The 11,982-nt window shown below is 59.3% G+C and carries 12 protein-coding genes and 1 rRNA gene; 8 read left to right on the plus strand and 5 right to left on the minus strand.

Features of this window, described 5'->3' with window-relative positions:
* The 3 genes from BK665_RS00005 to aptA form a co-directional block, all read right to left on the minus strand.
* Window positions 1-174, minus strand: a 16S ribosomal RNA gene (locus BK665_RS00005); the annotation flags it as partial.
* Between the two features lie 569 nt (window positions 175-743).
* The gene (locus BK665_RS00015) at window positions 744-2,237 is read right to left on the minus strand and encodes a CoA-acylating methylmalonate-semialdehyde dehydrogenase (protein WP_123402282.1); all 1,494 of its coding nucleotides are present in this window, start codon (window positions 2,235-2,237) and stop codon (window positions 744-746) included.
* A 64-nt stretch (window positions 2,238-2,301) separates the two neighbouring features.
* A complete protein-coding gene (aptA, locus tag BK665_RS00020; protein WP_123402283.1) occupies window positions 2,302-3,651 on the minus strand; it encodes an omega-aminotransferase AptA in 1,350 nt (449 codons plus the stop codon).
* 125 nt (window positions 3,652-3,776) lie between these two features.
* Here aptA and BK665_RS00025 point away from each other — a divergent pair, with 125 nt between their 5' ends.
* The 3 genes from BK665_RS00025 (at window position 3,777) to BK665_RS00035 (ending at window position 6,134) form a co-directional block, all read left to right on the plus strand.
* Window positions 3,777-4,697: a LysR family transcriptional regulator gene (locus BK665_RS00025; RefSeq protein ID WP_054043958.1), complete on the plus strand. Its 921-nt coding sequence runs from the start codon at window positions 3,777-3,779 to the stop codon at window positions 4,695-4,697.
* Window positions 4,698-4,894: 197 nt separating this feature from the next.
* A complete protein-coding gene (locus tag BK665_RS00030; protein ID WP_123402284.1) occupies window positions 4,895-5,545 on the plus strand; it encodes a TetR/AcrR family transcriptional regulator in 651 nt (216 codons plus the stop codon).
* 7 nt (window positions 5,546-5,552) lie between these two features.
* Window positions 5,553-6,134 (plus strand): IMPACT family protein, encoded by a 582-nt coding sequence (locus BK665_RS00035; protein ID WP_123402285.1) that lies wholly within the window; start codon window positions 5,553-5,555, stop codon window positions 6,132-6,134.
* A 346-nt stretch (window positions 6,135-6,480) separates the two neighbouring features.
* Here BK665_RS00035 and BK665_RS34395 read toward each other — a convergent pair whose 3' ends face one another.
* Window positions 6,481-6,639 carry a hypothetical protein gene (locus BK665_RS34395; protein ID WP_185076394.1) on the minus strand — a complete coding sequence of 53 codons (159 nt, stop codon included), beginning with the start codon at window positions 6,637-6,639 and terminating at the stop codon, window positions 6,481-6,483.
* Between the two features lie 29 nt (window positions 6,640-6,668).
* Here BK665_RS34395 and BK665_RS00040 point away from each other — a divergent pair, with 29 nt between their 5' ends.
* The 3 genes from BK665_RS00040 to BK665_RS00050 are packed head-to-tail and all read left to right on the plus strand — an operon-like array spanning window position 6,669 to window position 10,266.
* Window positions 6,669-8,222: an ABC transporter ATP-binding protein gene (locus tag BK665_RS00040; RefSeq protein ID WP_123402286.1), complete on the plus strand. Its 1,554-nt coding sequence runs from the start codon at window positions 6,669-6,671 to the stop codon at window positions 8,220-8,222.
* Between the two features lie 11 nt (window positions 8,223-8,233).
* Complete coding sequence (locus tag BK665_RS00045; protein ID WP_123402287.1) at window positions 8,234-9,340, plus strand: ABC transporter permease; 1,107 nt, start codon at window positions 8,234-8,236, stop codon at window positions 9,338-9,340.
* Window positions 9,340-10,266: an ABC transporter permease gene (locus tag BK665_RS00050; protein ID WP_123402288.1), complete on the plus strand. Its 927-nt coding sequence runs from the start codon at window positions 9,340-9,342 to the stop codon at window positions 10,264-10,266. Before BK665_RS00045 ends, BK665_RS00050 begins: the two co-directional genes overlap by 1 nt.
* A 54-nt stretch (window positions 10,267-10,320) precedes the next feature.
* Here the strand turns inward: BK665_RS00050 and BK665_RS00055 are convergent, their stop codons facing one another.
* Window positions 10,321-10,752 (minus strand): hypothetical protein, encoded by a 432-nt coding sequence (locus BK665_RS00055; protein ID WP_123402289.1) that lies wholly within the window; start codon window positions 10,750-10,752, stop codon window positions 10,321-10,323.
* An 82-nt stretch (window positions 10,753-10,834) separates the two neighbouring features.
* Between BK665_RS00055 and BK665_RS00060 the strand changes: the two genes are divergently transcribed.
* Window positions 10,835-11,185: a MerR family transcriptional regulator gene (locus BK665_RS00060; protein ID WP_123402752.1), complete on the plus strand. Its 351-nt coding sequence runs from the start codon at window positions 10,835-10,837 to the stop codon at window positions 11,183-11,185.
* 25 nt (window positions 11,186-11,210) lie between these two features.
* Window positions 11,211-11,897 carry an SDR family oxidoreductase gene (locus tag BK665_RS00065; protein ID WP_123402290.1) on the plus strand — a complete coding sequence of 229 codons (687 nt, stop codon included), beginning with the start codon at window positions 11,211-11,213 and terminating at the stop codon, window positions 11,895-11,897.
* The last annotated feature ends 85 nt before the right edge of the window (window positions 11,898-11,982 follow it).

Below are 11,982 nucleotides of genomic sequence, written 5' to 3' on the forward strand. Positions count from 1 at the left end.
GCGGTATTAGCGTCCGTTTCCGAGCGTTATCCCCCACTACCAGGCAGATTCCTAGGCATTACTCACCCGTCCGCCGCTCGCCACCAGGTACAAGTACCCGTGCTGCCGCTCGACTTGCATGTGTTAGGCCTGCCGCCAGCGTTCAATCTGAGCCATGATCAAACTCTTCAGTTCAAACATCTTTGGGTTTTTAAGAAACCCTAAACTTGGCTCAGCAATCGTTGGTTACATCTTTGATTTCTCGCGGAGTAACTTGTGATGCTGATAATCTTGTTGACTATCAGTCTGACTCCACAAGCACCCACACGAATTGCTTGATTCAGTTGTTAAAGAGCGGTTGGTTAAGACCTTTCGTCTCAACCGAGGCGCGCATTCTACAGCAGCACCGGTTACTGTCAAGCGGTTATTTTCAGAAGTTTTCAAAGTTTCCTTTGCAACTTCAACCACTTGCGCTTTCGATCTCTCGTTAGCGGGAGGCGAATTCTACAGCGTTACTCGCTGCTGTCAACACCTCTTTTTCAACCCCTTTCGCGCTTCGATGACCTGAAGCAACTCACTGCCGAAACCTACATAACTCTTTGTTTACCAAGGAGTTTTCCGTTTCGACTGCGCCGGAAGTGGGGCGAATTATAGACTTCCAGAATCTGCCGTCAACACCTAATTTCACAATTCTGTCATATCAGTCAGAAAAGCCCCGAAAACGCGAAGGCCGGCCCCAAGGGGACGGCCTTCTCCCCTTCTATTTACAAGCTAGGGAACGCGAACTGCGAAGCCTCATGGCTTGCCCGCTGCGGCCAGCGCTGAGTAATAGCCTTGCGGCGGGTGTAGAAACGCACACCGTCCGGACCATAAGCATGCAAGTCACCGAACAGCGAACGCTTCCAGCCACCAAAGCTGTGATACGCCACCGGCACCGGCAGCGGCACGTTCACACCAACCATCCCGACTTCAATCTCATCACAGAACAACCGCGCCGCTTCGCCATCACGGGTGAAGATGCAGGTGCCGTTGCCATATTCGTGATCATTGATCAGTTGCATCGCCTCTTCCAGGCTATTGACCCGGACGACGCACAACACCGGCCCGAAAATTTCTTCTTTATAGATGCGCATCTGCGGCGTGACGTTATCGAACAGGCAACCACCCAGGAAGAACCCCTCTTCATGACCGGCCACGCTCAGGCCACGACCATCCACTACCAGAGTCGCCCCCGAAGAAACGCCGTCTACTATATAGCCACTGACCTTGTCCCGAGCCTGACCGGAAACCAGCGGCCCCATGTCCAGACCACACGATGTACCGGCACCGATTTTCAGCGCCTTGATCTGCGGCACCAATTTGGCCACCAACGCATCCGCCACCTGGTCACCGACGCAAACCGCCACCGAGATCGCCATGCAACGCTCGCCGCAGGAACCATAGGCCGCGCCCATCAGTGCGCTGACCGCATTATCCAGATCTGCATCCGGCATCAGCACCGCATGGTTCTTCGCCCCGCCCAGTGCCTGCACACGTTTGCCGCGCTTGGTGCCTTCGGCGTAAATGTATTCGGCAATCGGTGTCGAGCCGACAAAACTCAGCGCTTTGACTTCAGGCGCTTCGATCAACGCATCCACCGCGGCCTTGTCGCCGTGCACCACGCTCAGTACACCTTTAGGCAAACCGGCCTCGATCAACAATTGAGCGATCAGCAGCGTGGAACTTGGATCACGCTCGGACGGCTTGAGGATGAAGCAGTTGCCGCAGACGATCGCCAGTGGGTACATCCACAACGGCACCATCGCCGGGAAGTTGAACGGGGTGATGCCCGCCACCACGCCCAGCGGCTGGAAGTCCGACCACGCATCGATGTTCGGGCCGACGTTACGGCTGTACTCGCCCTTGAGGATTTCCGGCGCTGCGCACGCGAACTCAACGTTCTCGATACCGCGCTTCAATTCACCCGCCGCATCTTCCAACGTTTTGCCGTGTTCTTCGCTGATCAACTGCGCGATGCGCGCTTCATTCTGTTCCAGCAATTGCTTGAAGCGGAACATCACCTGGGCGCGCTTGGCCGGCGGTGTATTGCGCCAGGCCGGGAATGCAGCCTTGGCCGCGTCGATGGCTTTCTGAATGGTTTCGCGGCTGGCCAATGGCAGCTTATGAATGGCTTTGCCAGTCGACGGGTTGAACACGTCAGCCGTGCGGCCGTCTTCGGTCACCAGTTCGCCATTGATCAAATGCGGGATGAGGCTCATGCGGTACTCCTGAAATTTTGTGCACCGACGCCCATCGAGGGGCGCCGGTTTGGCTTTTGTCGAATCAGTCGATCTTGTTCAGCACTTCGCCAACCGCGTCGAACAGACGATCGAGGTCCTGCGGCTTGCTGTTGAAGGTTGGGCCGAACTGCAGGGTGTCGCCGCCGAAGCGCACATAGAACCCGGCTTTCCACAGCGCCATGCCAGCTTCGAACGGACGCACAATTGCGTCGCCATCGCGCGGGGCAATCTGGATCGCGCCGGCCAGGCCGTAGTTACGAATATCGATAACGTTCTTCGAGCCTTTCAGACCGTGCAGCGCATTTTCGAAATGCGGTGCGACCTCGGCCACGCTCTGCACCAGGTTTTCCTTTTGCAGCAGGTCGAGTGCCGCCAGGCCAGCGGCGCACGCCACCGGGTGGGCCGAGTAGGTGTAGCCGTGGGGGAATTCCACCGCGTACTCCGGCGTCGCCTGGTTCATGAAGGTGTGATAGATCTCGGAGCTGGCAATCACCGCGCCCATCGGGATCGCGCCGTTGGTGACTTGTTTGGCGATGCACATCAGGTCCGGAGTCACGCCGAAGCTGTCGGCGCCGAACATCGAACCGGTACGGCCGAAACCGGTGATCACTTCGTCGAACACCAGCAGGATGTTGTGCTGATCGCAGATGTCGCGCAGACGCTTGAGGTAGCCCTCAGGCGGCACCAGTACGCCAGCGGAGCCGGCCATTGGCTCGACAAACACCGCGGCTATGTTCGAAGCGTCGTGCAATTCGATCAGCTTGAGCAACTCATCCGCCAGGGCGATACCGCCCTCTTTCGGCATGCCACGGGAGTAAGCATTGCTTGCCAGCAGGGTGTGCGGCAGATGATCGACATCCATCATCGCCTGACCGAACATTTTGCGGTTGCCGTTCACGCCGCCAAGGCTGGTGCCGGCGATGTTCACGCCATGGTAACCACGGGCACGACCGATCATTTTGGTCTTGGTTGCCTGGCCTTTCAGGCGCCAGTAGGCACGGACCATTTTCACCGCGGTGTCCGCACACTCGGAACCCGAGTCCGTGAAGAACACATGATTCAGATTGCCCGGGGTCAGGTCGGTGATCTTCTCGGCCAGTTGGAACGACAACGGATGGCCGTACTGGAAGCCCGGCGAGTAATCGAGGGTGCCCAATTGCTTGGCGACTGCCTCCTGGATTTCCTTGCGGGTGTGCCCGGCGCCGCAGGTCCACAGGCCCGAAAGCGAATCGTAGACCTTGCGACCCTTGTCGTCTGTCAGCCAACTGCCTTCGGCGGCGACGATCAGTCGCGGATCGCGCTGGAAATTTCGGTTGGCGGTGTAGGGCATCCAGTGCGCATCAAGCTTGAGCTGGCTGGCCAGGGAAGACGGGGCGTTTTCGGGCAAGTTCATGATTAAAACCTCGCAGGGCAATAAGCGGCGTAGAGATCAAAAGCGTTCTTGCAGCTAAATTGCCACGGGGATAAAGTCGGTGAAATCCAACTCTTCTAACGTTCAGTCAGGCCTTCACTAAACTTATGAGCACTCGACGCCCCGATCCGCTGGCACAAGTCAGCGACTTTGATATCCGCCTGTTGCGGATCTTCCGCAGCGTCGTGGAGTGCGGCGGCTTCTCCGCGGCGGAATCGGTGCTGGGCATCGGCCGCTCGGCCATCAGCCAGCAAATGAGCGATCTGGAACAACGCCTCGGCCTGCGCCTGTGCCAACGCGGTCGCGCCGGTTTTTCCCTGACTGAAGAGGGCCGCGAGGTCTACCACTCGGCATTGCAGCTATTAAGTGCGCTGGAAAGCTTCCGTACCGAGGTCAACGGTCTGCATCAACACCTGCGCGGCGAGTTGACCATCGGCCTGACCGACAACCTGGTCACCCTGCCCCACATGCGCATCACCCATGCCTTGGCGCAATTAAAGGAACGCGGGCCGGATGTGCAAATCCAGATCCGCATGATCGCGCCTAATGAAGTCGAACAAGGCGTGCTCGACGGACGCCTGCACGTTGGCGTGGTGCCACAGGCCAGTGCGTTGTCGGGGCTGGAATACCAACCGCTCTACAGCGAACGCTCGCTGCTGTATTGCGCGGTGGGCCATCCGCTGTTTTATGTCGATGACAAGCAACTGGACGACGAACGCCTGAACAGCCAGGACGCCATCGCCCCGACCTTCCGCCTGCCCGCCGAGATCCAGGCCCATTACCAGGCGCTCAATTGCACCGCCAGCGCCTCGGACCGCGAAGGCATGGCGTTCCTGATCCTGACTGGCCGCTACATCGGTTACCTGCCGGATCACTACGCCAGCCTTTGGGTCCAGCAGGGCCGATTGCGCGCACTCAAACCCACCGTGCGTTTTTATGACTTGAGCCTCGCTTCGGTCACACGCAAGGGCCGTCGCCCGCATTTGGTGCTGGAAAGCTTCCTCGAAAGCCTGGCCGCCACCCGCTGAAAACACAAAACCTGTAGGAGCGAAGCTTGCTCGCGAAGGCGTCTTGACATTCAACATTGATGTTGGCTGACCTGACGCCTTCGCGAGCAAGCTTCGCTCCTACAAGGGCAAGGTTTTATCGTGTCGGCACTTGTCTGAAACCTGTGGGTGCGCTATCAACGCATTGGTTGCACCCACAGACTATTTCGGAAGTGCCTATGACCTTTGAAGTCCCCGCCCACGGCGGCAAACCTGCCAGCCGCATTCGTCAGAAGAACGAAGAGACGATCCTCAAAGCCGCCGAAGATGAATTCGCCCGACACGGGTTCAAAGGCACCAGTATGAACACCATCGCTTTGAATGCCGGGTTGCCCAAGGCGAACCTGCATTACTACTTCACCAACAAGCTTGGGTTGTACGTGGCGGTGCTGAGCAACATCATCGAATTGTGGGACAGCACCTTCAACACGCTGACCGCCGAAGACGATCCCGCCGAAGCGCTGACCCGTTACATCCGCGCCAAAATGGAATTCTCCCGGCGCCAGCCGCAAGCTTCGCGAATCTTCGCCATGGAAGTGATCAGCGGCGGCGAGTGCCTGACCGAGTATTTCAACCAGGACTATCGCGCCTGGTTCCAGGGTCGGGCTGCGGTGTTCCAGGCGTGGATCGACGCCGGCAAAATGGACCCGGTCGACCCGGTCAACCTGATCTTCCTGTTGTGGGGCAGCACCCAGCATTACGCCGACTTCGCCACACAGATCTGCCGGGTCAGCGGCCGCACCAAGTTGACCAAGCAAGACATGGAAGACGCCGGCGATAACCTGATCCGCATCATCCTCAAGGGCTGCGGCCTGACACCCACTATTTAAGAAGCCTATGCCTTTTACCCTCAGTGGCTTTTGCGAATACCGCGAAGAGATTCGCAAAAGCCGCTTCATCACCCTCGCCGGGCCGATCAGCAGCCCGGCCGAAGCCCAGGCGTTCATCGAGCAGCACAGCGACTTGAACGCCACGCACAACTGCTGGGCCTGGAAGCTCGGCGACCAGTACCGCAGCAACGACGATGGCGAACCTGGCGGCACGGCGGGTCGGCCGATCCTGGCGGCGATCGAAGCGCAGGATTGCGATCAGGTCGCGGTGCTGGTAATTCGCTGGTACGGCGGCATTCAACTTGGCACCGGTGGTTTGGCCCGAGCCTACGGCGGCGGCGCGAACAAATGCCTGCAAGGGGCGCCCAAGGTTGAGTTGATCAGCCGTGTGCCGGTGAGTTGTGCCTGTGGGTTTGGCGAGCTGGTGCTGGTGAAGTTACGGGTGGCAGAACTGGGCGGGTTGGTGGTGGAGGAATCCTTTACCGCTAACGGTGTGGATTTGAAATTGGCGATTGGCGAGGCGCAAATCGAGACGCTGCAATTGCAACTGGCGGATTTGAGTCGCGGGCGGATTTTGTTGGAGCGATAGAGCCGCAATCTTTTGGGGCATTCATCTTTTCCACACCGCTCGACACTTGCCCACATCTGCTGTGCACCCGGCTGTGGATAACCTGAGTACATTCGGCTGTAACCCTTCTGTCATGCGGCTTTGCGGGCTTTGTTCATTTTTCGTCCAAAGTGCCACCAAATTTTCTAATTTCACGAAAAAACAAATAGTTAGCGCGGTTTATGTCCTTTAGAAGATAGCCGCTCAGTGCTTATGCCCGAGCGTTACGCTTGCGCACAAATACTGTGGAGCAACCTGTGGATAACCCGTTCATGAGTGGCTCAGCCCCATATCCGGCATAGCTTGCGGCCGACTGCTCGTTTTTTGATCAAAACCCCGCGAGCAAAACCGGAGCCTGATCAACGGTTTTGCCCTCATCTGGTGCTTGATTCAACGACGCAACACTTCCTCGATGACGCGCAAAGCCCTTGATCAGCATGGCTTTACGAAATTCCTGACTCAATGGCCAGAAAATTGCTTTATCCACAGGCATAACTTCAAGCGACCGAGCCAGTCATGCCCAACCCCGATCCCACCCCACGCCTGCAACTGCGCAACATCAGCAAACGCTACCCCGGTTGCCTGGCCAACGATGCCATCGACCTGAGCATTGCTCCCGGTGAAATCCATGCCCTGCTCGGCGAAAACGGTGCGGGCAAAAGCACACTGATGAAGATCATCTACGGCGTCACTCACGCCGACTCAGGCGAAGTCATCTGGCAAGGGCAACGCATTGCCATGCGCAATCCGGCCCAGGCCCGGGGCTTGGGGATCGGCATGGTGTTCCAGCACTTTTCGCTGTTCGAAACCCTGAGCGTGGCGCAGAACATTGCCCTGGCCATGGGTGCGGCGGCCGGCACGCCGAAACAGCTTGAGCCAAAGATTCGCGAAGTGTCCCAACGCTACGGCATGGCGCTGGAGCCGGAGCGACTGGTCCACAGCCTGTCCATCGGCGAACGCCAACGCGTGGAAATCATTCGTTGCCTGATGCAGGACATTCGCCTGCTGATCCTCGATGAACCGACTTCGGTACTGACGCCCCAAGAGGCCGACGAATTGTTCGTCACCCTGCGCCGACTCGCCTCCGAGGGCTGCAGCATTCTGTTTATCAGCCACAAGCTCGGCGAAGTCCGCGCCTTGTGCCACAGCGCCACGGTGTTGCGTGGCGGGCGGGTAGCCGGGCATTGCGTGCCGGCCGAATGCTCGGATCAACAACTGGCGCGGTTGATGGTCGGTGAAGCGGCAGAGTTGATTGCTGACTATCCGAAGGTGGTCGGTGGTGAGGCATTTTTAAACGTGACTGGGTTGTCCTGGCATAACCCGGACCCGTTTGGTTGCTCGTTGAAGGACATCAATCTGCAAGTGTGCAGCGGCGAAATTGTCGGCATCGCCGGAGTTGCCGGCAACGGTCAGGATGAGTTGCTGGCGTTGCTCAGCGGTGAACAACGGCTGAACCGCAATGACGCAGCCACCCTCCATTTCAAAGGACAAGCCGTTGCCCATCTGCGCCCCGATGCCCGACGCAAAATCGGCCTGGCCTTCGTGCCCGCCGAACGCCTGGGCCATGGCGCGGTGCCGGAATTGAGCCTGGCCGACAACGCCCTGCTCACGGCATTTCAACAAGGGTTGGTGAGCAACGGTTTGATCCGGCGCAGTAAAGTCAAAGCCCTGGCCGAAGAGATCATCCGCCGCTTCGGGGTGAAGACGCCCGACACCCAGACCCCGGCCAGCAGCCTGTCCGGCGGCAATTTGCAGAAATTCATTCTTGGCCGGGAAATCCTCCAGCAGCCGAAATTGCTGGTGGCCGCGCACCCGACCTGGGGCGTGGACGTCGGCGCCGCCGCAACCATCCACCGGGCACTGATTACCTTGCGCGATGCCGGCGCGGCGATCCTGGTGATTTCCGAAGACCTCGATGAACTGTTCCAGATTTGCGACCGGCTCGGCGCCTTGTGCAGCGGTCGATTGTCGCCGCTAAAGGCCACCGTCGACACCCGGCTGACCGACGTCGGCGGCTGGATGGCCGGCCAGTTCGACGCCCCTCACTCACCTGCATCCGCCACGGTTTAACGGAGATTCACATGCTGCTTTCACTCGAACCCCGTGGCCAGCAATCGCGCCTGATGTTGTGGTGCTCGCCGTTGCTGGCGGCGGTGCTGACGTTGGGCTGCGGCTCATTGCTGTTTATCGCCTTGGGCCACGACCCGTTGCTGACGTTGCACACCTTGCTGATTGCGCCGATCAGCGATTTGTATGGCGTATCGGAATTGCTGGTCAAAGCCCTGCCGATTTTGCTCTGCGCTCTGGGCCTGGCGGTGGCGTATCAGGCGCGAATCTGGAACATCGGCGCCGAGGGCCAACTGTTGCTGGGCGCCCTGGCCGGCAGTGCGTTGGCGGTGAACATCATCGACATGCAAAGCCGCTGGGCGCTGGTGTTCATTTTGCTGGTCGGCACGCTGGCCGGCGCGGCGTGGGCCGGGCTTACGGCGTGGTTGCGTACCCGTTTCAATGCCAACGAAATCCTCACCAGCATCATGCTCAATTACATCGCCCTCAACCTGCTGCTGTTTTGTGTGCACGGACCGTTGAAAGACCCGGCCGGGTTCAACTTTCCCGAGTCGGCGATGTTCGGCGATGCCAGCCGTTTGCCGTTGTTGATGGAGGACGGTCGGGTGCATGCCGGGGTGTATTTCGCCCTGCTCGCGTTGGTTGCGGTGTGGGTGTTGCTGCAGAAAAGCTTCGTCGGCTTTCAGATCAAAGTGCTCGGCCTGGACAAGCGTGCGGCAGGGTTTGTCGGCTTTCGCGAGAAGCGTTTGATCTGGCTGGCGCTGTTGATCAGCGGCGGTCTGGCGGGGCTGGCCGGGGTCTGCGAAGTGACTGGGCCGATCGGCCAATTGGTGCCGCAAGTCTCGCCGGGTTACGGCTATGCGGCGATCACCGTGGCGTTTCTCGGGCGGCTCAACCCCATCGGCATTCTGTTTTCCAGCCTGCTGATGGCGCTGCTGTACATCGGTGGCGAGAGCGCGCAGATGAGCATGAATCTGCCCCAAGCCATCACCCAATTGTTCCAAGGGATGATGCTGTTCTTCCTGCTGGCCAGTGATGTGCTGATTCTCTACCGACCCCGTTTGAATGTGCGCTGGGCGCGCCGCGCACCCGCCACCGCCGTAACCGCAGGAGCGCTGTGATGGATATCGATCTGCTGAGCAATATTTTCTACGCCATGGTCCGTTGCGGCACGCCGTTGCTGCTGGTGGCGCTGGGCGAACTCATCTGCGAGAAAAGCGGCGTCCTCAACCTGGGCCAGGAAGGCATGATGCTGTTTGGCGCGGTGATCGGTTTTATCGTCGCCCTGAACAGCGACAACCTGTGGCTCGGCGTGTTGCTGGCGATGCTGGCCGGGATGCTGTTGTCGTCGCTGTTCGCGTTGGTGGCGCTGGTGTTCAACGCCAATCAGGTGGCCACCGGGTTGGCGCTGACGATTTTTGGTGTGGGCCTGTCGACCTTTGTCGGCGCGGCGTGGGTCGGTAAACCGCTGGCGGGTTTTGAGCCGCTGGCGATTCCGTATTTGAGTGAGATTCCGCTGATCGGGCGGATGCTGTTTGCCCAGGATTTGTTGGTGTACCTGTCGTTCGCGCTGTTTGCGCTGGTGGCCTGGGTGATCCTGAAAAGTCGTGTCGGGCTGATCATTCAAGCGGTCGGGGAAAACCCGGATGCGGCCAGTGCCATGGGGTTGCCGGTGCTCGGAGTGCGCACTTTGGCCGTGTTGTTTGGCGGGGCGATGGCCGGGTTGGCCGGGGCTTATTTGTCCCTGGCCTATACGCCGATGTGGGCCGAAAACATGAGCGCCGGGCGCGGCTGGATTGCCCTGGCGCTGGTGGTGTTCGCCAGTTGGCGGGTGTGGCGGTTGTTGCTTGGGGCGTACCTGTTCGGGCTCGCCAGCATCCTGCATCTGGTGGCGCAGGGGTTGGGGCTGGCGATTCCTTCCAGTTTGTTGGCGATGCTGCCGTATGTCGCGACCATTGTGGTGTTGGTGCTGTTGTCCCGGGATGCGGTGCGCACGCGGTTGTATGCGCCGGTGTCGTTGGGGCAGCCGTGGCAGGCGGGGCATTAGCAGCGACCGTGCGGGCCTCTTCGCGAGCAAGCCCGCTCCCACAATGGATCGGGTTTACACAGTTCCCTGTGGGAGCGGGCTTGCTCGCGAAGGCATCCGAACCGGCAACACCTGAACCACGCTCCACGCCAATTCAAAGATCAAAAAAACCACCAATAACGAACTCGCACCATGAAGCAAGGCGTACAACTGCCAGGTAGCAAACAGAAATCTCCCAACCGCGTCATACCGCCCAAACACCTGCTGCGGATCCCGAATCCGCAACACCGCCCACACACAAACAATCGACCCCAACAGATTCGCCATCAACATGTGCATCGGCTCGAACACCGGCAACTCACCCGGCAAATCCAACGCCTGGCTCAACCCCGACAGCGCGCCATGCAGCAAAGCAAAACTCCACGGCGTGGCAAACGCCGCCGTCACGATCAAGTCATACCAGGCGCTGCCTTTCACCACTCGGCGATATTGCGTTGACGTCCACATCGGCGTTGCTCCATAAATTCAGGGAGCAACCAGGCTAAAGCCTGGAGTATGCTCCAGGGTCAAGCCCTTCTGAGACGTCATGATGCGCATCGGTGAATTAGCCCAGGCCAGCGCCGTCAGCCGCGACACGTTGCGCTTCTACGAGCAGCGCGGATTGATCGCGGCGCAACGCAGCGCCAACGGTTATCGCGACTATCCGGCGGACATGGTGCAACTGGTGCTGTACATCAAGACCGCTCAACGGCTGGGCTTTACCCTCGGCGAGATCGGCAACAGCGTCGCCGCGTTGTGGCAGTCGCCTGACCCCGACAGCGCCGTCACGCAACTGCTGCAAGACAAGCTCAAGCTGATCGAAACCCGAATGGACGAACTCGGCGCATTGCGCAACGAGTTGCAGCAACGGCTCGGTCAACGTTGTCCATTAAATCCGTGATTCTCATTTATCAAGGAAGCCACTCATGTCCACGGCAAAAACCGCACTCATCATCGGCGCCTCCCGGGGCCTGGGCCTCGGCCTGGTAAAAACCCTGCTGGCCGACGGCTGGCAAGTCACCGCCACCGTGCGCAACCCGCAAAAGGCTGAGGCGCTGCAAGCGCTGGGCAAGGTACGGATTGAAAAACTCGACATGGATGATCAGCAGGCCGTCATCGCGCTGAGCCAGCAACTCAAGGGCGAAGTGTTTGATCTGTTGTTCGTGAATGCCGGGGTCAAAGGACCTGATGTTCAAACGCCGGGTGGCGCGACACTGGCCGAAGTCGGGCAACTGTTTTTCACCAACGCCGTGGCGCCGATCAACCTGGCCCAGCGTTTCGCCGGGCAGATTCGCGATGGCAGCGGCGTGCTGGCGTTCATGAGTTCGGTGCTCGGCAGCGTGACCATGCCCGACGCGCCGGAACTGGCGTTGTACAAGGCCAGCAAAGCAGCGCTGAATTCCATGACCAACAGCTTTGTGACGCAGTTGGGCGAGCAGAAACTCACCGTGCTGTCGTTGCATCCGGGTTGGGTGAAGACGGATATGGGCGGCGAAGGGGCTGACATCGACGTGGAAACCAGCACCCGTGGACTGGTGGACCAGGTGAACGCATACACCGGCAAGGGCGGTCATCACTTCGTGAACTACAAGGGTGAAACCATTCCCTGGTAACCCGCACAGCTTCAATGTGGGAGCGGGCTTGCTCGCGAAGGCGGTGTGTCATCAAACATTAATGGCGACTGACACACCGTATTCG

The organism is Pseudomonas frederiksbergensis (assembly GCF_003732665.1).
In the GTDB taxonomy this organism is placed as follows: Bacteria; Pseudomonadota; Gammaproteobacteria; order Pseudomonadales; family Pseudomonadaceae; genus Aquipseudomonas; species Aquipseudomonas frederiksbergensis_G.